The sequence below is a fragment of the Kitasatospora sp. NPDC058170 genome (genome assembly GCF_042883905.1).
GTDB lineage: Bacteria > Actinomycetota > Actinomycetes > Streptomycetales > Streptomycetaceae > Kitasatospora.
In genome coordinates this window covers 80,738-105,411 of sequence record NZ_JBHVUV010000016.1, presented here as the reverse complement: position 1 = coordinate 105,411, position 24,674 = coordinate 80,738, and the positions used below count along the sequence as shown (strand labels likewise).

Here is a 24,674-nt window from a genome sequence, read left to right as displayed (position 1 = left end):
GCCGCTACCCGGGAGGGCCGGGCGGGTGGCCCTGTTCACCCTTGCGACGGCTGATCGGCACCGTTCGGATCCGCCGCCCGAGTGGTGGCCGGTACCCGGATCGGGTGAGGGTGTCCAGGTTGACGGGCTCGAGGTACTCGTGCAGCGCGGTCCGGTGCCACCACGCGCCGGTTTCCCGCAGTTCGCGCCAATCGGTGAACCGGTAGAGGTGGAGGGTCGCCCGGACGTGGGTCGGCGGGGAGCCGGGGAAGGGGTTGTGGCGCAGCAGCCGGAGGGTGGCGGGGTCGTTGACCAGCAGCCGGGCGACGAACGGCAGGAACCAGGGCCGGGCGTAGGCGGGCGAGATGCCGGCGAACCACATCAGCCAGTCCAACCGCAGGTGGTAGGGGGCGTACTGGCGCGGCAGACGGCGTACGTCGCCGGGTTTGCCCTTGAAGCCGTACTCCTTCCAGACCGTGTGCGGGGTGACGACGGCCTCCTCGGTGCCCTCGACCACGACCTCCTGGCGGATCCGGTTGACGCTGCCGAAGGCGCCGTAGGTGTTGACCAGGTGCAGGCGGTTGAACGAGCGGTTCATGACCTGCCCGCGGGAGACCATGTTGCGCACCGGCCAGTAGCTGAGGACGGCGACGGCGGCGGTGAGGGCGATGACCAGGACCAGGTACCAGACGGGGGTGCCCGGGTAGGCGGGCGGCGCCGGGGCGCCCAGTCGCGCGGTGTCGACGGCGGAAAGGGCGAGGGTGATGGTCAGCCAGTTGAGCCAGGCGAAGTTGCCGGAGGCGACCAGCCACAGCTGGGTGGCGATGACGATCCAGGCCGCGTAGCCGGCGACGGGTTGCGGAAGGAGGAGGCCGACCGGGACGACGAGCTGGGTGACGTGGTTGGCGGCGGCCTCGACGCGGTGCAGCGGGGCGGGCAGGTGGTGGAAGAACCAGCTCAGCGGGCCGGGCATCGGCTGGGTCTCGTGATGGAAGCGGAGGCAGGTGAGGTCGCGCCAGCAGCTGTCGCCGCGCAGCTTGATCAGACCGGCCCCGAACTCGACGCGGAAGACCAGCCAGCGCAGCAGCCAGAGCACCAGGACGGGTGGGGCGGTGTCCTCGTTGCCCAGGAAGACGGCCAGGAAGCCCGCCTCCAGCAGCAGCGACTCCCAGCCGAAGGAGTACCAGGTCTGGCCGACGTTGACGATCGACAGGTAGAGCGCCCAGAGCACGGCCCAGAGCGGCATCGCCGCCCAGAGCGGGACGAGGTCGCCCGCGCCGCCCACCAGGGCGGCCGACAGTGCGGCGCCGGTCCAGCAGACGGCGGCGAAGAAGCGGTCGGAGTAGTGGAGGTGGAACAGGCCGGGCGCGTGGCGCCAGGGGACCCGGGCGGTGAAGCGGGGTACCGGCAGCATGCCCCGGGTGCCGATCAGGGCCCGGAACTGGGCGGCGGCGGCGAGGAAGCCGATCAGGTAGAGGGCGGCGAGCAGCCGTTGGACGAGCAGCCTGCTCAGCCAGTACTCGGGCGCCGCGAACCACTCCATGCGGCCCATGCCTACCACCGCGGGTGCCGCCCGGCGGCCGGGTCCGGCGCGCAGCCGAGCCGGTTCACCCGTCCGGCACCGGTCCGGCACCGCTCTGCGGCCGGTCCGAGGGCGCCAGTGCTGTGCGGTGCGGCGCCCGGACAGCGCTGTGCCGGACAGCACTGTGGCGGGGGTCCTCTCCTCGGGGGTGAGAGGATCCCCGCCACGGCGGAGGGTTCGGGCCGGGTCTCAGCCCGGCAGGACGAGGCCGGTCTCGCCGGCGCCGAGGCCCGGGCGGCCGGTGGCGGTGCCGTTCTGCTGGAGGCGGTCGACCAGCAGTGCGGCGAGGGTGCCCAGCTCCTCCTCGGTGCGGGACTGTGCGGTGACGTCCATGCCGACGGTGAGGACGCCGCTGACCTGGCCGGTGCGGGCGGCCCGCATCGGGCTGCAGGTGAAGCTGAAGATCTGCTGGATCCGCTGGGCGTCGGGCCGGACGGACTGGATGCGCACGTCGTTGAGGACGGTGGTCCGCCCGGTGTGGAAGGCCTCGGCGACGGCCTGCTGGAGGCCGGCCGCACCGAGCTGCGGGTAGGCCTGGCCGACCGAGCCGTACGCCGCCGGGGCCCCGAAGATGTCTGCGTGCTGGGCGTTGGCGTAGCGGATCTCCTGGCCGGGACCGTCGGTGAGGATGATCGGGAAGGGCGAGCCGTCGAAGGCCGCGAACATCTCCTGCTGCTGCGCGAGCAGGTTGTCGCGCAGCCGGATCTCGGAGAGCAGGGCCTCGGCGAGGTGCTGGATGTCGCGCAGCCGCTCGCGGCCCCACTGGCGGGGTTCGCGGTCGAGGACGCAGACGGTGCCGATGATGGTGTTGGTGTCGTCGACCAGCGGGGCCCCGAGGTAGGCGCGGACGCCCAGTTCGTCGACGACCGGGTTACCGGCGAAGCGCGGGTAGGCGAGGATGTCGTCGAGGGCGAGCGGGGAGCGCTGGGCGACGACGTGCGGGCAGAAGCCGTGACTCAGCGGCATTTCCCGGGTCGGGAGGTCGAAGGCGATGCCGCGGTCGGCCCAGGAGGCACTACCTTCGGCCACGGAATCGGACGAGGTTGGCGGAATGTAGAGCCCCCGGAACATCTGGCGCTCGTCGTTGATGAAGTTGACCATCGCGATGGGGGCGCGGGTGATGCTGGCGGCGAGGTGAGCGAAGCGGTCGAAGGCCTCGTCCGCGGTCGGTTCGTTGAGACCCAGGCTGCGCAACCTGCGGGTCCGCTCGGACTCACCGGCGGCACCCGGGAACTGGCCTTGAGTGCTCATCACATCAGTCATGGCGCACATGTAATCAGACATCCGAGGCAGTTGGCGCTCCCGACCCCCCTGGGCGCCCTTGCTGATGAACAGCCAAAGTCGCACGTGAACGACCGCCCGAACGGCCGGTGAAGCGGGGGAAGATCGTTTCCCACCGGCCGCGGGTTTCAATCCTCCCCAGTTGCGGAGCGGCTTGTTCACGCCATTCCAAGATCCACTCTGGAGGGACACAAGCACTCATACGACAATGAGCCCTGCCGAACTGACGGGCGGTTACCGGGGAAAACCGCCTGCCCTGCCACAGGTGTCGCCTGGGGCAGGGCAACCGACCGCCAACCAGGCCCCACACTCTCGGGCGGTCGGCTCAGGATCGGCTGCACGGACGGAGGCACAACCACACCCACCGAGAGGACCAGGCATGGCGATGGACTACTTCACCGACGAGCGACACGAAAGCCTTCGCGCGGAGGTCCGTGAGTTCGCGGAGAAGGAGGTGCGTCCGCACGTGGCCAGAATGGAGACCGACCGTCAGGTCGAGTTCGAACTCTCCCGGGCGATCGCCCGCCGCGGCTGGATCGGCGTCACCATTCCACGGGAGTTCGGCGGGCTGGGTCTCGGACACCTGGCCAAGACCGTCATCGTCGAGGAGCTGTCCCGGGTCAGCGGCGCGATGGGCGCGGTGGCGCAGGCCTCGCAGCTCGGCGTCGCCAAGGTCATCCACTTCGGCTCGGCCGCCCAACGCCGCAAGTGGCTCCCGCGGTTCGCGTCCGGAGAATCGCTCCCGACCATCGCCGTCACCGAGCCCGAGTCCGGCGGCCATGTGCTCGGCATGGCCGGCACCGCGCGGAGGGAGGGCGACGAGTACGTGCTCGACGGCCGCAAGTGGTTCGTCGGCAACTCCCACATCGGCGACGTGCACGGCGTGGTGTTCCGCACCGGGCCGGGCAGCAAGGGCCTTTCGGCGTTCCTGGTGGAGAGCGACCGCCCGGGCTTTCGCACCGGCACCCTCGGCTCGCAGAGCGGCCTGCACGGATTCAGCTTCGGCGAGATCGTCTTCGAGGACTGCCGGATCCCCGCCGCCAACCGGCTGGGCCGGGAGAGCCAGGGCCTGGACGTCGCCTACTCCTCCTCCACCCTGTACGGACGGCTGAACCTGGCCGCCGTCGCCCTCGGCATCCACGTCGCGATCGTCGAGGACACCGTGCGGTTCGCCGAGTCGCGGAAGCTCTACGGCAAGCCGCTGTCCCACCTGCCCAACATCGCGCTGAAGCTCGGCGAGATGCAGTCCCGGCTGATGACCGCGAAGCTCGCCGCCTACCACGCCTCGCACCTGCTGGACCACGGCAAGGCCTGTGACGCCGAGTTGATGAACGCCAAGCTCATCAACACCGAGTACACCCTGGACTCCGCCCGCAACGCGATGGAGATCCACGCCGCCCGGGGCCTGCAGGCCGAGTTCCACATCGAGCGCTACCAGCGCGACGCCACCCACCTCTACCCGCCGGCCGGCACCTCGGACGTCCAGCGGCTGCGGCTGGGCCAGGTGGCGGCGGGCACCTACGGCAAGCAGTGGTCGGCCGAGCTCTCCGGCCTGGCCGGCTGGGCCTGGTCCGAACTGGCCCAACGCGAGGCCCAGGCCGAGAGCGACGCCGAGCGCTCCCTGCGGGCGACGCTGCTGAGCATCCCGCTGGCGGGCTGAACACCCCTAGGCCCACTGCTCGGTGACCGATTCTTCGGCATACGGAGCTTGACCTGTCCCTGACGGCTTTCCGGAGACCAACCAGCGGTCCCGGAGAGCCGTCGGCGTTTCCCGGAAGCCCGCCCGACCTGCGACGATCCGTCGACCGGAGGTGCTGCGCGCCGACGACCTCCGAGTCACCACCCGTTCACATATCGTCAGTTGATGTTGCGATAAGGCCACCTGGGACTGGTAGCGTGCACGCAGTCGGCGGCCGTGCTGCACCCCCGCCCGGACGATGACATCGCGTCACCTCGCCGGGCATCCCTCGGCACTGCCGGCCGTGGCGGCCTGAGCCTCGGCCGGACGCGCACGGGCGACCCCGCCGTTCGGCCCTGCAACAAGGAATCAGATGCCAGGCATATCGGCCCCCCGCACGGGCCACCGCGCCGGCCGGTCCGGCTCCCTCCGCAGCTCCCTCCTCGCCCTCGTGCTGGTCCCCTGTCTGGGCCTGGCCGCCGCCTGGGGCTACGCCGCCTACCTGCTGCGCGACTCCGGACACCACGACGCCGTCCTGGCCGTCAGCGCCGTCGTCGCGGTGGTGCTGCTCTGGAGCCTGGTACGTGGAGTCCGGGCTGCCCGGACGCTGTCGACCCGACTGGCCAACCTGCGCTCCGACACCCTCGCCCTCGCCCAGCACGAGATCCCCGAGGTGGTCGGACGGCTGCAGTCCGGCGAGGCCCTCGCCGCACCGCCCGCCTGGGCCCCCGCCCGGCGCGCCGGCGACGAGCTGCAGCAGACCGCCGACGGGCTGGCCGCCGTCCGCCAGGCCGCCGTCGCCGCCATCGTGCACCAGGCGCAGGGCCGCGAGGGGACGAAGAAGGTCTTCCTCAACATCGCCCGCCGCACCCAGATCCTGATCCACCGGCAGATCAGCATGCTGGACGCCCTGGAGCGCGAGCACGAGGAACCCGAGCTGCTGCGCGAACTGTTCGCCGTCGACCACCTGGCCACCCGGATGCGGCGCAACGCCGAGAACCTGGTCATCCTCGGCGGCGCGCTGCCCGCCCGGCGCTGGCGCAACGCCGTGCCCATGGTCAACGTGCTGCGCAGCGCCGTGTCCGAGACCGAGAACTACTCCCGGGTGGTCGTCCAGGGCGTGCCGCGCGCCTCGCTCAGCGGGCAGGCCGTCGCCGACGTGATCCACCTGGTCGCCGAGCTGATCGAGAACGGCACCACCTTCTCCCCGCCGTACACCCAGGTGCAGGTCTCCGCGCAGGAGGTCCCCAAGGGCCTGGCCGTCGAGGTGGAGGACCGCGGCCTCGGCATGACCGAGGACGAGTACGAGCGCCTCAACGACTACCTGGCCAACCCGCCGGAGCTGGACGTCTCCGCGCTCGGCGACGACCTGCGACTCGGCCTGTTCGTGGTGGCGCGGCTCGCCGCCCGGCACGCCATCCAGGTCACCCTGCGCCCCTCCCCGTACGGCGGCACCCGGGCCGTGGTGCTCGTGCCGGCCGTGCTGCTGGAGCAGGCGGAGCAGGCCGCCTCGGTGCCCGGACTGCCGTCCGGCGCCCGGGTCACCCGCACGCCGGTGCCGCAGCCGGAAGCCGTCGTGGACGGCGGGCTCGGCGAGATCGACGAGGAGCTGTCGGGCGCCCTGGCCGGGGTGCTCAGCGGACTGCTCGGCAGCGGTCCGGGGGGCGGCGGCGCTCCGGGGGCACCGGAGGCCGGCCCGGGCGGCTCCGCGGGCGGTCCTGCGGGCGGTTCCGCGGGCGGTCCTGCGGGCGGTCCTGCCGGCGGTCCTGCGGGTGGCTTTCCGGCCGGTCTCGGCGGCGGCCTCACGGCGGGCTCCGCGGGTGCTTCCGCGGATTCGGACGGCGACCACGGTGTGATCATCGGTGAGCTGCTCGCCGCCTACCCGACCGGAGCGGCACCCGCCCACGGCGGACTGCCCGTGGGTTCACCGATCCCCGGACTGCCCGGCGCCGTGGTCGTCCCCCGGCCCGCGCTGCCCCTGCCGTACGACACCACGAACGAGGGAGTGGACTCCCCGGGCGGCGGCCTCGGCCACGGCCTGCACGACGGTTTGGGCGACGGTCTGGGCGACAGCCTGGCGGCCGGTCCGGTGGAGAGCCACCCGGCCGACCGCGGAACGCCCACGCACGAGCGCGCCCAGAAGGACCACGTGGAGCACGGCCCGGACGGTGAGCTGCGGACCCCGCGCATCCTGCCGCAGCGGGTCCGCAACGCCAGCCTCGCCGAGCAGCTGCGGGAGGCCAACGCACCCGGCTCCCTGCTGCCGCCGCCGGCCGCCTTCGCCCCGGCGTCGGGGTCGGCGTCAGGCCCGGCTCCGGCCTCGGTGTCGGCCCCCGCTCCGGCCTCCACGGCCGGCCCGGCGAGTGCGCGACCCGCCGAGGAGGACCCCTCCCCGCAGCGCTCCCGCGCCACCATGGCCGCCATCCAGCGCGGCACCCGAACCGCCCGCGCGGCGGACCAGGACTCGGACGCATCGGCCTACTCCCCTGCACCGGCCGCACCTTCCGCAGCTAAGGAACAGCAGTGATGACGCAGCACACCGACACCCAGCGCGACCTCAACTGGCTGTTGGACCAGCTGGTGGCGCGGGTCCCGGAGACCCGCCACGCCATCGTCCTCTCCGAGGACGGCCTGCTGGTCGGCCTCTCCCAGGGTCTGGACCGCGCCGACGCCGAGCACCTCTCGGCCGTCGCCTCCGGACTGCAGAGCCTCGCCCGCGGCGCCGGCCACCGCTTCAACGGCGGCCGGGTCCGGCAGACGGTGATCGAGATGGACCAGCTGTTCCTGTTCGTCACCACCGCCGGACAGGGCGCCCGGCTCGCCGTGCTGACCAGCGAGCTGGTCGACGCCGGGCTGATGGCATACGAGATCAACATGCTGGTCAAGCAGGTCGGCCAGTACCTCACCGCGGCGCCGCGCAGCGATGCCGGCCAGGTCGGCGTGGGTGGCAGTGCGTGACCACCGACATCGAGGAGGCCTGGTTCTTCGACAAGGACGCGGGCCATCTGGTCCGCCCTTACGCCATCACCAACGGGCGTACCGGCCCGGTCCGTGACGGCTTCGCGCTGATCACCCTGGTGGTCACCGCCGACCCGCGCACGGACACCACCCGGCTGACACCCGAGCCGGCCGCGATCCTGCACCTGTGTCGCGAACGCCCGCTGGCCGTGGCCGAGATCGCGGCCAGCCTCGACCTCCCGGTGAGTGTGGTCAAGGTGCTGCTGGACGATCTGGCGGAGGCGCGGCTGATCCTCACCCGCGCGCCCGTCCAGCTCGCCGAGGCGCCCGACATCGCGCTCATCCAGGCCGTGATCGAGGGCGTCCGCCGGCTGTGACCGGTCCCGCGCCCGCTGCTCCACCCCGCTCTCCGACCGGCTCCGAGGGCCCTGCCGGCACCGACCGGCGGGCCCGCCCTCGTGCCACCGCTTCCAGTTCCCCTCCAGGAGACCCGAATTGACGACGCAGAGCCTGGTGCCGGGCGCGGTCAAGATTCTCGTCGCCGGCGGCTTCGGCGTCGGCAAGACCACCATGGTCGGCTCGGTCAGCGAGATCGAACCGCTGCAGACCGAGGAGCGGATGACCCGCGCCAGCATCGGGGTCGACAGCCTCGACGGCGTCCAGGGGAAGTCCACCACCACGGTCGCGATGGACTTCGGGCGGATCACCATCCGTGAGGACCTGGTGCTCTACCTGTTCGGCACGCCGGGCCAGTTCCGGTTCTGGTTCATGTGGGACGACCTCGCGCTCGGCGCGCTCGGCGCGATCGTGCTGGCCGACACCCGGCGGCTGGAGTCCAGCTTCGCCGCCGTGGACTTCTTCGAACAGCGCGGCATCCCGTTCGCGATCGGCGTCAACTGCTTCCACGGGCGCCGCGAGTCCACGCCCGAGGACGTCCGACGCGCCCTCGACCTGGACGCCACGGTGCCGGTGGTGCTCTGCGACGTCCGGGAGCGCGGGTCCAGCAAGGAGCTGCTGCTCGCCCTGCTCGACCGGGTCCGGGCGGACGCGATCGCCGGACGGCGCTGACAGGGCCTGTTCCGAAAGTACCGGCTTCGAACGTGCCGGCTTCGAACGTGCCGACGGGCTCGTGGATCAAGGGGATTAGGATCCGGTGGCCGACAATCGATCAGACGGGGTGTGCGATCAGTGGTGGATCACAACAAGAAGGTCGTTCTGGGCTTCTTCGAAGCAGTCAGCGACCGTCGGCTTGCGGACCTTCCCCGGTTCATGGCACACGATGTCGTGGACCACAACAAGATCATCCATGGGGAGGCCGACGGGCCGGGAGCCGCGTTCGAAGGTCTTCGCCAGCAGCTGGTCGCGTTCGAGCCACTCACGGTCCAGGTGGACGAACTGATCGGCGAGGGTGACCAGGTGGTCGCCCGTGTCACCCAGCGTGGAGTCCACGGTGGAACCCACCCGCGCATGCCCGAGCCGACTGGCCGGAGCTTCGAGAACGAGGCGATCTGGATCTTCACCCTGACCGAGGGCAAGATCATCGAGATCCGTGCCGTAAGTGACCGCCTCGGGCTCTTCCTCCAGCTCGGCTGGGAGTGGCCGAGGACTGCGTAGCCCTGCGGCGATCGCGCCGGCCACAGCCACTCGGGCTCGACGGACGGGACGATCACCCCCGAGGCCGCACGTCGCGGCCTCGGGGGCGTGTGGCGCTCCGTCAGGCGGTGACCGCGGCGGGCGAGGCCGGGGACGTGGCCGGAGGCGAGGTCGGGGACGCGGCCGGGGGCGTGGCCGGCTTGAGCTCGTCCAGGGCCCGTACCAGTGGCGCCAGCTCCGGGAGCTCGGTGGCCTTCGCCAGGGTGGCCTCCAGCGTGGCGTCGTGCACCGGGCGGGCGGCCGCGAGCAGCTCGCGGCCCTGCGGGGTCAGCTCGGTGTAGATGCCGCGCCGGTCGTCCGCGCACAGGTAGCGGCTGAGCAGCTCCCGGTCCTCCAGCCTGGTCACCAGGCGGGTGGTGGCACTGCTGCTCAGCGCGGCCGCACGGGCGAGCTGCTGCATCCGCATGTGCCAGCCGTCCTGCCGGGACAGTGCGTCCAGCACGGTGTACTCGACCACCGAGAGCCGCAGCTCGGCCTGGAGCGCCTTCTCCAGCGCGGTGTCGATGAGGCCGTGCAGGGCGGCGAGCGTGCGCCAGCCGCGGGCGCGGACCTCGGCGGCATCGTCGTGGATACCCATGGCTGGCCTCTCCGTTCCCGTGATTCCCCGTTGTTGCCTGCTGTTCCCCGGGGCTTTCGACTCCCCCGTTCACTCAAGTATGCCAGTCGGCGCGGATTAGCTGCCTGTGCAAGTAGTTCTCCTTATAGGTCGCACAGATGGGGGCGCCGCTCTGTGATCACCGGGAGACCTGTGCCTGCCTTGCCGACATGGCTGATCGAACCCCTGGAGGCGGAGAAGCCGCCGGACGCCCACCGGTCGACCGGGGCAAACCGGGAACCCCTGGCGGCCATCGGCGGCGGTCGGTTACGGCACTGCCGCGAATGCCTCCCGATGGTCGCGTGCCCACTGCTCAAAGGTGCCCGCCGGTCGGCCGAGCACTCGCGGCACGTGGTCGGTGAGGTAGGCCGCACCGCCGGCGCGTGCCCAGCCGACGCCGGTGCGCATCCCGGCCGGCAACTGGTCGAGCGCATTCGTGTCGGTGATCCTGACCGGCCGTTCCAACACGCCCTCCAGGATCGCCGCCTGGTCCGCGAACGTCAGCAGCTCCGGCCCGGTCAGGTCGTACCGCTGCCCGTCGTGCGCACCGCTGGTCATGGCGGCGACGGCGACCGCGGCCACGTCCCTCGGGTCGACGATGGCCTGCCGGGAGTCGCCGGTCAGGTTCGGGATCGGCTCTCCGTCCTGGATCAGCGCCCGATGCCACAAGACGTTCGAGGAGAAGCTCGCCGGGCGAAGCATCGTCCACACGAGCCCGCTGGCCTCGATCGCCTCCTCCGCGGCGAGGTGCCACGCGCCGACGGTCGCCCCGTCGAACCGCTCGCCGCTGCCGATGGCGGACAACTTGACGATCTTACGGACGCCTGTCGCCCGGGCGGCCGCGACCAGGGCGATGTCGTGGTCCGCGGTTGGTGCGGGGGGCACGGTTACCAGGAAGACCGTGTCGACGTCGGCCACTGCGCGCGCCAGCGACGCCGGGTCGTCGAAGTCGGCCCGCACCCCGCCGGGACGCTCGCGGCGGGACATCGCCCGGAACGGTAGGCCGCGCTCGGTGAGCAGGCGGACGACGTGACTGCCGATGGTGCCGGTGGCACCGGTAACAAGGATCATGTCCCGACGATGGCAGCGCTCTCACGGCTCCTGATAGGAAGTTTCGGCACTATCGTGGGCCGCGTGAGTTCACTCGTCGTGCCGCCTTCCCTTCTGGGGTGGGTCGCCGGGATCGATGTCGCTACGGCGGCCGGGTCGGCGGCGGTCGATGTGCCCGACCACGCCACCACACTTCTCGTGCGCACCGACAAACGCGAGCTGATCGTCATGGGGCCCCGCACCCGGGCCGCCTATCACGTCGCCACGCCCGGCCACTCGTGCGTGCGGGTTCGGATGCGGCCGGGCCGTGCCCAGGCCCTGCTCGGACGTTCGCTGAACGGTCTCGCCGACGGTGTCCTGCCGCTCGGCGAACTACCGGGCCTGGACATCGACCAGCTCGCCGCCGACCCGGTCACCGCTCTCGAAAGAGCGTTGGTCGACCGCCCGGAGCCGTCGGAGCGGCTTGAAGAGGCCGCGCGTCTACTGGTCGGCACCACTGTCACCGCGACCGCGGCCCGGTTGCACATCAGTGAGCGCCGCCTGCACGCCCTGTTCACCGACGCGACCGGCTTGTCCCCCAAGCACTTCGCACGCATTGACCGCGTTCGCACCGTGCTCGCGGCCGATGTGGGCCGATGGGCGGACATCGCCGCGACGGCCGGCTACTACGACCAGTCCCACATGACGGCCGAGTTCCGCCGCTTCATGGGTGTCCCACCGGCCGCCTTCACCACTGGTCGGCGCCCCGCCGCGACCTTGTGCACGGCCTGAGTTCCAGGACACGGCACAGAAGCAGGTCTCCCGGTGATCACAGAGCGCCGCAACCCCATGATCACCAGGCCCTGGCCTCTTCACCTCCCGAGGTGCCCCATCGCGCCTATCTACCCAACCTCCTGGAGTTCGGCCCCCTGCGGGTCACGCTCGGCCCAGCCTCCCGCGCAGAGTGCCGAGGCCAACTCCTCCCCGTAGCAGGCCGCGGCCAGCCAGGCCGCCGTGAACGCGCCGTGGTCCTCGGCGGCGACCCGGCCGAACACGTCCCGGGGCTGGTCCGCCGCGGCCGCACGCAGCCCGTCCAACAGCGCGGCCCCCGTGGCAAGGCCCGCCGACCGCAGCTGCGCCGCGTCGGCGGTGGCCGTCCCCGCCCCGAGCGCCAGGGCGCGACGCCCGCTGGTGACCGCCTGCTCCACCCGGCGGGTCAGCAGGTGCACCGGGGCCTCGGGCCCGCTCCCCACCACCGGCGGGGCCGACGGCTCGCCCTCGCGGCCCGGGGTCAGGTCGGCGGTCTGCAACCGCTCCAGGCCGAGGTTGACCCGGCCGGCCCGGTCGGCCGGCAGCGCCAGGGCGGGCGCGGTCGGGACCGCCTCTGGTGCCTCGGGTGATCCGGGTGCCCCGGGTGCCCCGGGTGCCTCTGGTGATCCGGGAATCCCCGGCAGCTCGGGCAGGTCGGACGGCTCGGGCATGTCGCCGATCGCGAGCAGCCGCAGCTCCGGGCGGGCCGCGCGCTCCAGCCGCCCGATCACCCGCAGCCGCAGGCCCGGCCCGGTCGCCAGCAGCGCGAGGTTGCCGCGGTACGCCAGCCCGGGGTGCTCGTGCCCCGGGAGCAGGGCGACCACCCGGCCGCCGCAGTCGGCAAGCAGCCGCTGAGCGCCGCCGGGCCCGGACGGGGCCGTGCCGAGCAACGTGACGTCCAGGAACAGCAGGTCGCTCCCGGCCGGGCGGCTCTCGTACGGCAGGGCCGCCGCCGCCAGGGCCCGGTCCACCTGTGCGGCCACCGGCTCGGCCCACAGCGCCGCGAGGGGTTCCGCCGTCCACCCCGCCCCCGCCGCACGCACCGCCCGGACCGAGGCACCCGCGCCCAGTCGCCCGTTGGCGGACCTGGTCGCCCCCTGGACGGCCAGCCCGGCGCGGCTGAACGCGCGGTGGCTGAGCGAGGCGTCGCCCAGCCGGACCGCCCGGTTGCCCGCCCCGACGGCCTGCGGCGCCGCCGCCGTCGCGTCCGCGTGCGGCATGACCTCCGCGACCGTGCTCAGCCGCCCGGTCGCGTCCACCGCCCAGGTGAGCACGCCCGCGTGGGTGACCGTCAGCACCGGCTCCGCGAACAGCCCGTACAGCCGCAGGCCGCCCGCCTCCTGGTACGCCTGGCGGGCGACACCGCGCAGTTCGGCGAGGTCGGAGTGCTCCACCGAGAGGGCGGTGGCCGGGGTCGAGGCCTGCGCTGCGGTCAGGGCCGCCGTGAGGTCGAGCAGCTCGCGCAGCCCGGCCGCCAGGTCGGCGAGCCGGTGGTCCGGCTCACCGGAACGCGCCGCCCGGACTCTGGTCACCACCGCCACGGCCGCGGCGGCCGGGCGGTAGAGCCCGGCGAGCCGGGCGCGGTGGGCGGCCCGCAGCAGCTCGGCCTGGAGAACGGCGCCCGCCCCGCTGACCCCGGCGGCCAGCACGGCGGCCGCAGCCCGGTGCAGGTGATGGGCGGACACCCGCTCGGCGGGGGCGAGTTCGGCGGGGGCGGGTTCGGCGGGGGCGGGTTCGGCGGTCGGAGCCGTCGGCTCGGCACCGGCCGCTGCCCCGGTGTCTGCCCCGGCTGCGCCCTCCGGCGTGTCCTCCTGGGCGCCCTCCTCGACACCCTCCCCCGGGTCGGCCAGTCGGCAGACCGTCACCGCCGCCGCCCGGTGCACACAGGCGGGCGCGAGCAGGCAGCCGCAGCGGACGTCCTGCTCCCCGGCGACCACACCGCCCGGCGCGTGCAGGACGAGCGCCGTCTCCTCGTCCACCTCGATCCGCCACTCGTCACCGGAGCGGCTCACCGGCCGGACGGCCAGCTTGGCGGCCGCGCTGTCCAGCCGCTTCTGCAACCGGGCCGACAGCCCGGCCACCACCTCGGCGACCACCTCCGGCCGCACGGCCGGCCAGTCGCCACCGGGCCGATCCGTCCTCTGCTCCGCCGTCGTCGCCGTCATCGGACCTTCTCCCCCACCCAGCGGGCCAGTTCAAGCGGGCTGAGCGCCGCCACGGGCATCCCGGCCGCGACCAGCTGGCTCGCGACCGCCGTCGAATACCGCGCCACGCCGGTGTCGTCCAACGCGGCGCAGCCGAGCAGATGGCAGCCCGAGTCGACCAGCGCCCGGGTCTGCGCGAGCAGCCCGCCGATCGGACCGCCCTCCTCGAAGTCGCTGATCACCGCGACCAGTGTGCGGGACGGCACCGTCACCAGCTCCCGGGCGTACTTCAGCCCGGCCGCGATGTGCGTGCCGCCGCCGATCCTGACCTCCAGCAGCAGGCCCAGCGGGTCCTCCACCCGCTCGGTCAGGTCGACGATCTCGGTGGAGAAGGCGACGAAGTGGGTGCTCAGCGAGGGCACCCCGGCCAGGATCGCGGCCGTCAGCGCCGCCCAGACCGTGGACGACTCCATCGATCCGGAGACGTCGACCACCAGGATCAGCCGCCAGTCGGAGGCCTGGCGGGCCCGCGTCCGGAACACCGGCCGCTCGGGGACGATCAGCGTGCCCGCGTCCGGCTCGCCCGGCCGGGCGGGGCGGGCGGTGGCCAGGTTGGCCCGGATCGTCCGGTGCAGGTCCAGGCCGCCGCCCGGGCGGCGGCTCGGACGCGGCACGCTGATCCCGGTCAGGGCCGGGCGCAGCCTCGTCGCCAGCTCCCTGGTCAGCTCGTCCACCAGGCGGCGGACCAGCGGCCGCAGCCCGGCGATGCGGGCCTCGGGCAGCCCGCCCGCGTGCTCCAGGACGGTACGCAGCAGGTCGACCGACGGGCGGACCGCGCCCGGGTCGATCGCGTCCAGCGCGTCCGTCCGACCCTGCGCGACGGCGGCGGCCAGCACCTCCTCGCGGATGCCCGGCCCGAACAGCAGCGCCAGCTCCTCCGCCCACTCCCGCACGCCCGGGTAGGGGGCCTCGCGGCCGCCCCGGTTGCCGCCCGGTCCACCGCGCCCGTCCAGGCCGGGGCCGGAGCCCTCGCCGCGTCCGGTGCCGTAGAGCTCGTCCAGCGCGGTGGCGAGCCGGGCGGACCGGCCGCCCGGGCGGCCACCGCCCGGTCGGCCGAGCAGCAGCCGCCACCGCTCGGCGGGGGCGAGGACCCGGTCGGAGGCTTCCTCGGGGTCGCCGGTCCGCGCGGGTACGGGGGCCGTCACCGGGCCTGGGGTCCGCACCGGGCCGGGGGTGCCGCCGGAAGTGGCGGCACCGGGAGTGATGGCACCGGGAGTGGCGGTACCGGGAGTGGCGCCGGGAGTGGCGTCGGCCGCCGCCGGCAGCAGGCCGCGTCGGCCGAGTGCGGCGCGGGCCACGAGGTCGGCGCGGGCCCAGCCGGTGAGCAGGGCGGGGTCGACCGTGTCCGGCAGGGCTCCCAGCCGGGTGCCGAGGCGTTCCTCGACCAGGGTCAGCAGGCGCTCCCGGGCGGCCGGGCTGAGGGTGTCGAAGCCGCCGCGCAGGGCGGGCAGCCGGTCGAGGAACCCCTCGTCGGACAGGGTGGTGACCCGTTCCAGTACCGGTTCGAGCACCTCCGGCGCGGTGGCGAACAGCCCCTCCGCCGCCGTGAGCAGGCCGATCAGCGAGCGCCCGAGCGCCTGCCGTGTCTGCGGGCCGGTGGCGCCGTCGACCCAGGAGGCCGCACGCTCCCCGAACACCGTCGGCGGCTGGTGCCCGAGCAGTACCCGTACCGCCCCGGCCGCGCCCCGGACCAGCGGGCTTCCCCCGTCGGCGAGTTCGGCCAGGGTGTGGGCGAGCCGCAGCCCTCCGGACTCGTCCGCCCGCCGGGCCAGGTCGACCAGCGCCCGGGCGTCCTGCGGATCGTCGGAGCCGCCCAGGCCCTCCAACTGCCGTACGGCCGCCACCGTCAACAGCTCGCCGGCGGCCGTCAGTACCGCGGCCCGCGGATCTCCGCCTGCGTCGCCGGCCCCACCGGCCTCGCCGGCCCCGGTATCGGCCCGCTCCGGGGCGAGGCCCGGAATGTGACCGGCCCTCAGGCGGTCCAGTAGGGCGAGTCCGTCGAGGAGTTCGGGCAGGGTGCCGCCGGCGGGGAGGGTGGCGGTGAGCTGGTCCAGCCGGGTGTCGGCGAGGGCGGGGAGGCCGCAGGCGGCGGCGTCGGCGAGGCCCTGGAGGACCTGGCGGGCCGTCGGGCCGTCCGCCTGCTGTTCGCGGCGCAGCTGCTCGCGCAGGGCGCCCTCGGCGGCCTGCGCCGGGGTGACCCCACGGGTGCCGGCCACCGTCAGCATCGCGGCGACGGCCGGGGTCCACTCCGCGCGCCAGCGGGTGCCGACCGTCTCGGTGCCGCCCGCCCCGGTACCGGCGACCGGTTCGGCGTAGGGGACGCCGCAGACGGCGAGCCGGTGCAGGAGCAGGTCGCGGCGGCGGTCGAGGCGTGAGCGCAGCGGGTCGAGGCGCAGTTCGCGCGCCTCCGGCTCACCCGGGTCGGGCAGGCCCAGCTCGGCGAGCAGGGCCTCGGTGGCCGGGGCGAGGCCGCTGCGCGGCGCCGCGGGGGTGGGTCGGCCGGTGCGGGTGCCGACCAGGACGCGTTCCAACGCGCGGGCCACCGCCCGGCCGCGGCCGAGCGGTTCGCCCTGGGCCAGCACGGTCTGGACCGCCTCGATCAGTTCGCCCCGGCCCGGGGCGGCGAGCCCGCGCAGCCGGGCGAGGTCTCCGGCGAGCCGGACGATCTCGCGGGCGTCGGCCGGTCCGGCGGGGTGGTCCTGGGTGCGCAGGGCCTCGCAGATCCGGACAGCGGTGAGGGTCAGCGCCTCGGTGAGCCGCTCCGGGTCGCCGGCCGCGTCGAGCACGGTGTGCTGCCACTCGGGGTCGCGGATGCCGGCCGGGTAGCCGGAGCGGGCGTCCAGCAGCGGGTAGGTGTAGGGGATCAGCGAGACCACGTGGCCGCCGTCGGCCGGTACGGTCTCAGCCGGTCCCGGCCGGTCCGGCTTGTCCGGCTCGTTCGGCTGGTCGAGGGCGTCGAGCAGCGCCGGCGCGTGGAACGCCCCGATCACGGCGGCGACCCGGCGGCCGCCCTGCGCCGCGGCCCGGATGCGGTCGCGCATCCACTCCTCCCGCCGCAGGTCGTACGGGTCGACGCCCGCGCCCTGCGCCGCGTCGCGCCGCATCGCCCAGCCGACCAGCAGGGCGGCTCGCCGGACGGCCTCCGGCGGGGAGCCGGGGGCGGCGGTCTCGACCAGCCGGTCCCACAGGTCGTCGTCGTCCGCGCGCCCGGTGAGCCGGTGGCGCAGCGCGTCGGCCACGCCCGGCTCCCCGTCCTGCGCCGGTCCGGGCCCGCCGGGCGTGCGGCGGGCCTGCGCCCGGTGGGCGAGCGGCAGGTCGCAGGCGACGGCCTCGACGCCGTTGCGGCGGGCCCACCGCAGCGCGGCGAGCTCGGGTGAGAAGTCCGCGAAGGGGTAGAAGGCGAGCCCTGCGGCGCCCTCGCCCACCGCGTCCGGTGCCGTCCCGTCCTGCGCCGACCCGTCCGCACCGGGTGCGGCGGCGAGCGCGACGGGCGCCCGGGTGTCCTCGTCCGCCAGCAGGCCCAGCCACGGCTGGAACTCGGCGGGCAGCTCGACCAGCAGGACCTCGGGTCGGGCCGCGTCGAGCAGCGCGGGCACCACGGCGCTGAGCGACGGCGCGTGGTGCCGTACCCCGATCAGGTAGGGCCCGGGACGCGCCACCCCGGTGGCGGCCAGTTCGGCCGCCCGTGCCTCGACCGCCTCCCGGGAGGAGCCGTCGGTGATCACCGCGCTGCTCATCGCCTCACGCCTCCAGAGCCGAGCGCTGGTCCCACAGGGTGCGCCAGGTGGCGGCTCCCTGCTCGGCGCGGCGACGGACCGGGCCGTCCCAGTAGCCGAGCAGGCGGGCGGCGTCGGCCGGGTCGTCCTTGCGGACCACGCCGATCAGCTGACCGGGGAGCCGCCCGAGGAGGTCGCCGCCGTCGGGCAGGTAGGCGGCGCCGACGCCGAGGGCGGTGGCCACCGAGACGGCCTCGGCGGTGCTCATCACGGTGGACGGGCGCTCGACGTCCCAGCCCTCGGTGGAGCGGCCGGTGCGCAGGTCCCGGAAGGCGGTGACCAGGGCCTCCAGTACCGCGTCGTCCACGGCGTACGGGGCGCCGGCCCGGGCGACGGCGGCGGTGGACTGGCGGCGGACCAGCTCGACCTCGGCCGCGAGGCTGCCGATCGGCCCGACCGTCTCGAAGTTGAACCGCCGCTTGAGGGCCGCGGACATCTCGCTGACGCCCTTGTCCCGCAGGTTGGCGGTGGCGATCAGGGTGAACCCGGCCGCCGCGTGCAGCTGCGCGTCCGGGGTGCCGGCCAGCTCGGGTACGGCGATGCGGCGTTCGGAGAGCAGCGAGACGAGGGCGTCCTGCACCTCCGGCAGGCAGCGGGTCACCTCCTCGACCCGGGCGACGGCGCCGGTGGTCATCGCGGTGAGCACCGGCGAGGGCACCAGGGCCTCCCGGCTGGGGCCCTTGGCCAGCAGCAGCGCGTAGTTCCAGCCGTACTTGAGCTGGTCCTCGGTCGTCCCTGCGGTGCCCTGGACGGTGAGCGCGCTGCTGCCGCAGACGGCGGCGGCGAGCAGCTCGGAGAGCATCGACTTGGCCGTGCCGGGCTCGCCGACCAGCAGCAGGCCGCGCTCCCCGGCGAGGGTGACGACGCAGCGCTCGACCAGCGCGCGCTCGCCGACGAACTTCTGCTCGACGGCCAGGCTCTTCCGCCCGGCCTTGAGCTTCTCGCCGTCGCTGCCCATCACGAAGGTGACGACGGCGCGCGGGGTGAGCCGCCAGCCGGGCGGGCGGGGGCCGGAGTCGTGGGCGGCCAGGAACTCCAGTTCGGCGGCGTACTTCTCCTCCGGCGGGACGACCTGCCGGGCAGCGGTGTCGGTCGCGGTGCCGGCGGTGGTGCTGGTGGTGGCGTCGGTCGCGGTGCCGGCGGTGGTGCTGGTGACGGTGGTGCTCATCGGCGGGCCTTCCTGCGCTTGCTGGTCTGGAGCTCTTCGTAGCCGGGGGTGTCGCCCTCGGCGATCCGCTGCCAGGCCCGGGCGAACAGCTCCGGGACGGGCAGGTGCGGCAGGACCGCCTGGTGGGTCGCCAGCGGGTAGAGGCCGGCCTTCCAGGTCTCGGCGGGCAGGCCGGGGGCCTTGGCCTCCTGCCAGCCGCCGGGCAGGAAGAGGCTGCGGCCGGCCCGGGCCCGCTTGGCCTCCAGCACCAGGTCGGTGGCGGCGAGTTCGGCGCGGGCCTTCTTCAGGCGGGCGGGCTTCCAGCCCGTCCAGCGGGCGGTGTTGCGGTCGGTCGGGTCCGGCAGGGCGAGCAGTTGGAGGTAGAGCGCGGCGGCGTCCTCGCCGAGGCCGTGCGTCTTGGCCACCTCGGCGACCAGGTCGGGGACGCTGAGCTGCGGGTTGTGCGCCCAGCCGGTCTCGGCGCCCGGCTCGGGTGCGGCCACCAGACGGGCCAGCTCGCCGCCGAGGATGGCCTCGATGCCGGGCCGCTGGCTGCCGAACCAGTAGCTGGAGGAGAGGCCTTCGAGCAGTTCGAGCAGCGGGTCGTCGGCTCCGGTGAGCCCGGCGGGCCGCAGCCAGGCCGTCTCGACGCCGTCGTGCCAGGGCACGAGGACCAGCGCCTCACCGCAGCGGACCAGCCCGTCGGCGTCGGCGCCGCCCTCGGCGGGCAGGCCGAAGCGGGTGCGCAGCACCGGGCCGAGCGGCCGGCCCTTGACGTCGTGGTGGATGTCGTAGTCCAGCAGCAGGTCCGGGTCGGCGAGGCGCCGGCGCAGCGCGGCGGCGGCCTGCGGCAGCAGCGGGCGCAGCGGGCTCTCGTTCGGCAGGTGGTAGGCGAGCCAGCGCAGGGCGTCGACCATGCCGCCCAGGACGCCGTTGGCGGGCACGGCGTCGGGGTCGTCGGGCAGCAGCCGGTCGATGCCGCGGTCCGGGTCGGTGCGCATCCGGTACCCGGTGGTGCGGCTCAGCCAGGCGGTGCGGGCGGGGTTGAGCACCGCCTCGATGTGGCGGATGTCGGCGCCGCTGACGGTGGCCTGCTCCTCCTCGGGCAGGGTGACGAGCTGTCCGATCCGCTCCGTCCAGGCCTGGACGCCGGCCGCGAGGTCGGGGCCGGCGGTCCGGATCTGCGCGGGGTCGGCGGGTACCAGGGCGGCCCAGACGGCGGCGAGGTCCTCCCGGCCGCGCTCGCGCAGCCAGTCCCGGGCGGCCTTGGCCTCGGTGGACTTGAGGCCGTACTCCTTGAGCCGGTCGGCGGGCAGGACGCCGCCGTACCACTGGAACAGGGTGTTGGTGGGGCTGAGCAGCAGGGTGGCGCGGGTGCGGCCGATGCCGGTCCGCTCGCCGAAGGCGGCGGCGTGGGCGGCGTCCCAGGTGAAGCCGCCGGGCAGTTGCACGGCCTCGGCGATCCGGGCGGCGCGTTCGGCGGTGAAGGGCTCGGCGGCGATCCGCTCCTCGGCGGTGGCGAAGTGGGCGACCGGGCCGAAGGCGCCGCTCGGGTCGTGGTCGACGGCGAGCCAGTGCACCTGGTCGTCCTGGTGGTGGCGGCAGCCGAGGACGACCACGGTGCGGTGGCCGAGCCGCAGGACCTGTCCGGCGCGCTCCTCGTGCTTGCGCTCGTGGCCGGCGGCGTTGAGCGGCTCGGTGAGGGTGAGCTCGCGGACGGTGCCCTGCGGGTCGGCGAGCGGGGCGCGGGTCAGTTCGGTGAGCAGCAGGGCGAGCGAGGCGCGCTGCTCGGGCCGGGTGAGCGGGGCGGTGGCGGCGTAGGCGAGGGTGCCGAGCCGGCCGAGCAGGTGCAGCCAGCCGTGGTGGTTGTCGTCGCCCTGCAGGTCCACGGTGAGCGGGGTGGACCAGCCCTCGGTGCCGTCGGCGACGGCGGGCGGGTCGGCGAGCACGGCGGCGACGGTGCGCAGGTTGTTGACCACCCGCCAGGTCTCGTCGCGCTCCCAGGAGCGGCCGAAGCCGCCGAGGTCGGGCAGCAGGACGCCGGCGGCTTCGCGCAGTTCGTGGTCGCGGCCGTGCTCGGGCCGGTGCGCGGTGCGCTGCCGGCCGGCGCCGGCCTTGGAGCGGGCCTCGGCCTCGGGCTGGGGGACGAACCAGGCGGCGGCGTCGAGCAGGTCGGCGGCGACCCTGGCGAGCCCGGCGACCCCGGCGAGCAGCAGCGGGTGGCCGAGGCCGTCGAGGGCGGCGCCGACCTCCTGGACCCGTACCCGGGCCCTGGCCTTCTTGGTGTGCGGGATCGGGCGGCGGACGCCCTGGACGGTGAGCCAGCGCTGCTCGGCCTCGGGGACCGGTTCGGCGTCCACGGGCCAGGCGGCGTCGATGAGCCGGGCGGCCTGCTCGTCGGTGACGGTGCGCAGGATCCGCGAGCCCTCCTCGTCGCGCGGGCGCAGGGCGTGCCACTGCTCCAGCGGGGGGACGAGGGCGGTGCCGGCGGCGTGCAGGCCGCCGGGGCGGCAGGCGCGGAGCTCGCAGGTGCGGTCGCTGCCGCCGTCGCCCCCGGCCTCGGGCAGGACGAGGGCGAGGCCGTTGCCGCGTTCCTCGGCGAGCGTCGGGTGGGCGTCACCGGGCAGGCCGAGCCGGCCCACCGGGTAGCGCCGGACGTGCTCGCCGGAGCCGGTCAGGGTGAGGGTGCGGCCGTCGGCCGTGGTGGTGGTGACGCGGGCTCCGTCGACGCGGACCCAGCTGCCGAGTGCGGCGCCGTCGGTGCCGAGCGGGGTGCCCTCCAGGCCGGGCTGGAGGGGCAGCAGCCGGGTGCGGTGGAGGTCGAGCCGGCCGGCGCCGGCGGTGGCAGCGATCCGGGGCGGCTCGGCGGTGCGGCCGAGGGTGCCGGTGGCGGGGTCGAGCTCGACGAGGGCGTCGCCCCGGTCGTGGCGCAGCGCCCAGAAGCCGGTGCCGTCGCCGAGCACCTGGTATTCGCCGGGCATCCGGGTGTCGCCGGCGTGCAGCGGGCGTTCGCCGGTGGTGCGGCCGCCGCCGGGCAGCGGGATGGACGGGTCGTCGGGCTCGTCGCGGCCGCCGTAGTAGTGGGCGACGGACTCGCCGCCGAGTTCGAAGGTCTCGGCGGGCCGGCTGGACCAGTAGGCGTGCTGCTTGCCGTCCTGGTACCAGACGACCAGGAGTTCACCGTCGGTGTAGCGCAGTCGGGGGCGCTGCCAGCTCTCCAGCTTGGGGTGGCGCAGGGTGTGCTCCAGCAGGATGCCCTGCGGGCCGACCACCAGGGCCTCGCCCTTGCGGGCCAGGATGAGGTGGGGCCAGGCGTCCTCGATCAGCAGGCCCTCGGGGAGGGTCTGGCCGGGCGGGTTGCCGGGCGTCTCGCCGGTGGTGGCGCCGAGTCGTCCGAGTGCCTCCTCCAGGGCGGGCCAGCCGAGTTCGTCGAGGATGCCGGTGCGCAGGGCGCGGGCGAGCAGGCCGGCGGCGTCGAGGCCGGCGATCCGCTCGGCGGCGGCCGGGTTCTCGGTGCGGATGGAGCTGCGGTGCGAGCGCAGCTCCCGCAGCAGGTCGGCGGCGCCGGCCAGGCCGCGGGCGGCGAGGAGTTCGTCGGTGCGCTGGTCGGCCCATTCGACGAAGAGCTCGCGCAGCACCGGGAGGGCGGGCAGGGTCTTGGCGGCGGCGGCGCTCTTCCAGGCGGGCGGCACGGCGGCGCGCAGGGTGGGCCGCAGGCGCGGGTCGGCGGCGACGGCGGCCAGCGTGGGGCTGTCGGGGCGGGCCTCCTTCACCCAGTCGGTGAGGTCGAAGGAGTGGGTGCCGGCCGGGTCGGCGACCGGGACGCCCTCGGCGAGCAGCAGGTCGAGCACCTCCAGCTGGGTCTTGCCGCGCCGGCGGCCGCCGAGGAGGTCGACCGGGACGTCGTCGGCGCGCAGCCGCTCGGCCATCCGTCCGGCGAGGGCGTAGGTGGCGGCGCAGGCGGGGCGGGAGCGCCAGCCGCGGCCGACGTGGGCGCACCAGCGCTGCAGCCAGCCGGCGACGGGCTCGGCACCCTCGGGGCGGGGGCCGGTGAGCAGCAGTTCGGCGCCGCTCTCGGCGAGGACGGCGAGCCAGCCGACGTCCTGGGCCGCGTCGTCGGAGGTGCCGGCCGGGTTGGGGAGGATCTCCAGCAGGCGGGCGCGGACGGCCTCGTCGCGCTGGGCGAGCTCGATGATGGCGCCGTGCCAGGACTTCCAGAAGGCGCCGGGGGCCCGGTCGACGGCGGGTGAGGCGAGCAGTTCGGCGAGCAGGGCCTGCTCGTGCTCGGTACGGTCGAGCCCGGCGGCCCTGATCAGCGCGCGGGCGTCCTCGGCGACCCCGGCGTAGGGGGCCATGCCGGCGGCGGAGCGCTCGGTGCAGAGCTGGCGGAAGCGCTGCCAGGCGGTGAGCGGGTCGAGCCGGGTGCTGAGCTCCTTGACGTACTGGCGCAGCGCCTTGACGGTGAGTGCGCCGGCCAGGGCGAACTCCAGGAAGACGGCGCGCAGCCGCTCCTCGTCCACCGCGAGGCTGTAGGTGCGCTCGGCCTCGCGGGCGCGGCCGAAGAAGGTGCCGGCGTAGGTCTGGTTGCCGTGCTCGATGAAGATCCGGCCGACCTGCTCGCAGTAGGTGGGGAGGAAGTGCGGCACGGCGCGGCCGAGGCGCACGGCGAGCGCCTCGAAGCCGTCCTTGGCGTTGCCGGGCTTGGACTTGGCCTGCCGGGCGAGCCGCTCCATCTCCTTGACCAGGGCGAGGGCGTGGTGCCCGTTGGCCGGGTCGTGGACGAGCGCCCAGGCGGGGAAGCCGAGCGCCTCCTGGCGGACCTGGCCGACCTCGGCGGGCTCGCCCGCGGGTACCAGTCCGAGGAAGTCGACCGCGAGGTCCTCGGCGGGGCCGAGCGCGCCGGGGACCAGTCGGACGATGCGGCGCCCGTCGAGCGCCGGGTGGGTGTAGCCGCGCGCGGTGAGCACGTCCGCCGCGCTGTCGGGCCGTCCGGCGTCGGGCAGGGTGCCGGGCGCCAGCACCGCGCCGGCGTCCAGCAGCCTCTCGTGGGCTTCGACGGTGGTCGTACGGTCGGTGGCGCTCATGCGGCTTCCTCCCCTTCGATCGTGCGGCCGGCGTGCAGCGCCGCGGCCATGCGCATCCCCTCGGACCAGGCGACCGGCCCGACCTCGGCGAGCCCCAGCACCGTGCCGTCCGGGCCCGTCCAGCTGAGCGCGCCCGTCTCGCACTCGTCGTACTCGTAGTAGTCGCCGACCCAGACCCGGGCCTCCTGGGCGACCCCGCCCTCGACGACGGGGAGCACGGCGTGGCCGCCGCGCACGCGGTAGCCGAGCCGGGTGCAGCGGCCGAGGAGTTCGCGCAGCTCCTTGTAGCGGCCGCCGGCGTAGGCGGCGATCTGGGCGGCCTGTCCCCCGGCGTCGGCCGGGCGGTGCCAGACCTCCCGGTAGAGCTGCTGGACCCGCTGGGAGACTCCGAGTTCGACGGCGAACTCGCGCAGCTCGTCCAGGTCCTCCAGGAGGACGGGGTGGGGTATCCGGACCTCGCCGTCGGTGAGCCGGACGGTGTCGCCGTCCAGGTCGACCAGGCCGAGGCCGCGCTCGGCGTCGGCGCCGCGCAGGAACCCGGCGACCGCGCCGTCCGCACCGGTCACCACCAGGTCGCGCAGGACCTGCTGCCAGGCCTCGTCCGCCCAGACGGCGGTGATCACGGCGGCGGGCACGGGCAGCGAGCGGACCATCCACCGCTCGACGTCCTCCAGGCAGCCGCGCTCGTGCGCGGCGAGCCACTCGGTGAGCTGCTTGAGCCCGGTGACCACCGGGTCGTCACCCAGCTTCGACGGCACGGACTTCAACTGGCGGCCGGCCGCGTTGCGGCACACCACCTTTCCCTCCGCGTCGAGCGCGACTTGGTAGCCGCCCGATCCTGCTTCCACCCATGCCACGGCCGCTCTCCTCCCAGCTGGTCAGTGATGGGAGGAACGTA

16 protein-coding genes are annotated in these 24,674 nt (G+C 74.7%); 7 read left to right on the top strand and 9 right to left on the bottom strand.

Annotated elements, in window-relative coordinates; all coding sequences use genetic code 11:
* Positions 1–4 precede the first annotated feature (4 nt).
* A complete protein-coding gene (locus tag ACFVVX_RS19470; protein ID WP_387947257.1) occupies positions 5–1,522 on the bottom strand; it encodes a lipase maturation factor family protein in 1,518 nt (505 codons plus the stop codon).
* 228 nt (positions 1,523–1,750) lie between these two features.
* Positions 1,751–2,824, bottom strand: coding sequence for a GAF domain-containing protein (locus tag ACFVVX_RS19465; protein WP_387947087.1), 1,074 nt, complete (start codon positions 2,822–2,824; stop codon positions 1,751–1,753).
* Positions 2,825–3,221: 397 nt separating this feature from the next.
* Here ACFVVX_RS19465 and ACFVVX_RS19460 point away from each other — a divergent pair, with 397 nt between their 5' ends.
* From ACFVVX_RS19460 to ACFVVX_RS19435, 6 genes are all read left to right on the top strand, one after another.
* Positions 3,222–4,502, top strand: a complete 1,281-nt coding sequence (locus ACFVVX_RS19460; RefSeq protein ID WP_387947085.1) for an acyl-CoA dehydrogenase family protein — start codon at positions 3,222–3,224, stop codon at positions 4,500–4,502.
* Positions 4,503–4,893: 391 nt separating this feature from the next.
* A complete protein-coding gene (locus ACFVVX_RS19455; RefSeq protein ID WP_387947083.1) occupies positions 4,894–7,047 on the top strand; it encodes an ATP-binding protein in 2,154 nt (717 codons plus the stop codon).
* Positions 7,047–7,478, top strand: coding sequence for a roadblock/LC7 domain-containing protein (locus ACFVVX_RS19450; protein ID WP_387947081.1), 432 nt, complete (start codon positions 7,047–7,049; stop codon positions 7,476–7,478). The genes ACFVVX_RS19455 and ACFVVX_RS19450 overlap by 1 nt, the downstream gene beginning before the upstream one ends.
* Positions 7,475–7,855 (top strand): DUF742 domain-containing protein, encoded by a 381-nt coding sequence (locus tag ACFVVX_RS19445; protein WP_387947079.1) that lies wholly within the window; start codon positions 7,475–7,477, stop codon positions 7,853–7,855. Before ACFVVX_RS19450 ends, ACFVVX_RS19445 begins: the two co-directional genes overlap by 4 nt.
* Before the next feature lie 118 nt (positions 7,856–7,973).
* Entirely contained in the window at positions 7,974–8,546 is a 573-nt protein-coding gene (locus ACFVVX_RS19440) for an ATP/GTP-binding protein (protein ID WP_387947077.1), read from the top strand.
* A gap of 201 nt (positions 8,547–8,747) precedes the next feature.
* Entirely contained in the window at positions 8,748–9,092 is a 345-nt protein-coding gene (locus ACFVVX_RS19435) for an ester cyclase (RefSeq protein ID WP_387947255.1), read from the top strand.
* A gap of 100 nt (positions 9,093–9,192) precedes the next feature.
* On the opposite strand, the gene ACFVVX_RS19430 is transcribed toward ACFVVX_RS19435, so the two are convergent.
* Both ACFVVX_RS19430 and ACFVVX_RS19425 read right to left on the bottom strand, forming a co-directional pair.
* Positions 9,193–9,708, bottom strand: coding sequence for a MarR family winged helix-turn-helix transcriptional regulator (locus tag ACFVVX_RS19430; protein ID WP_387947075.1), 516 nt, complete (start codon positions 9,706–9,708; stop codon positions 9,193–9,195).
* A 285-nt stretch (positions 9,709–9,993) separates the two neighbouring features.
* Positions 9,994–10,797 carry an NAD(P)H-binding protein gene (locus tag ACFVVX_RS19425; protein ID WP_387947073.1) on the bottom strand — a complete coding sequence of 268 codons (804 nt, stop codon included), beginning with the start codon at positions 10,795–10,797 and terminating at the stop codon, positions 9,994–9,996.
* 63 nt (positions 10,798–10,860) lie between these two features.
* Here ACFVVX_RS19425 and ACFVVX_RS19420 point away from each other — a divergent pair, with 63 nt between their 5' ends.
* Positions 10,861–11,547, top strand: coding sequence for a helix-turn-helix domain-containing protein (locus ACFVVX_RS19420; RefSeq protein WP_387947071.1), 687 nt, complete (start codon positions 10,861–10,863; stop codon positions 11,545–11,547).
* 110 nt (positions 11,548–11,657) lie between these two features.
* On the opposite strand, the gene ACFVVX_RS19415 is transcribed toward ACFVVX_RS19420, so the two are convergent.
* The 5 genes from ACFVVX_RS19415 to ACFVVX_RS19395 are packed head-to-tail and all read right to left on the bottom strand — an operon-like array spanning position 11,658 to position 24,633.
* Positions 11,658–13,730, bottom strand: a complete 2,073-nt coding sequence (locus ACFVVX_RS19415; RefSeq protein WP_387947069.1) for a hypothetical protein — start codon at positions 13,728–13,730, stop codon at positions 11,658–11,660.
* Positions 13,727–17,506: a DUF5682 family protein gene (locus ACFVVX_RS19410; protein ID WP_387947067.1), complete on the bottom strand. Its 3,780-nt coding sequence runs from the start codon at positions 17,504–17,506 to the stop codon at positions 13,727–13,729. The genes ACFVVX_RS19415 and ACFVVX_RS19410 overlap by 4 nt, the downstream gene beginning before the upstream one ends.
* Positions 17,507–17,510: 4 nt before the next feature.
* Entirely contained in the window at positions 17,511–18,713 is a 1,203-nt protein-coding gene (locus ACFVVX_RS19405; protein ID WP_387947065.1) for an AAA family ATPase, read from the bottom strand.
* The gene (locus tag ACFVVX_RS19400; RefSeq protein ID WP_387947063.1) at positions 18,710–23,776 is read right to left on the bottom strand and encodes a hypothetical protein; all 5,067 of its coding nucleotides are present in this window, start codon (positions 23,774–23,776) and stop codon (positions 18,710–18,712) included. The genes ACFVVX_RS19405 and ACFVVX_RS19400 overlap by 4 nt, the downstream gene beginning before the upstream one ends.
* Positions 23,773–24,633: a DUF4132 domain-containing protein gene (locus ACFVVX_RS19395; protein WP_387947061.1), complete on the bottom strand. Its 861-nt coding sequence runs from the start codon at positions 24,631–24,633 to the stop codon at positions 23,773–23,775. The genes ACFVVX_RS19400 and ACFVVX_RS19395 overlap by 4 nt, the downstream gene beginning before the upstream one ends.
* Between the last annotated feature and the right edge of the window lie 41 nt (positions 24,634–24,674).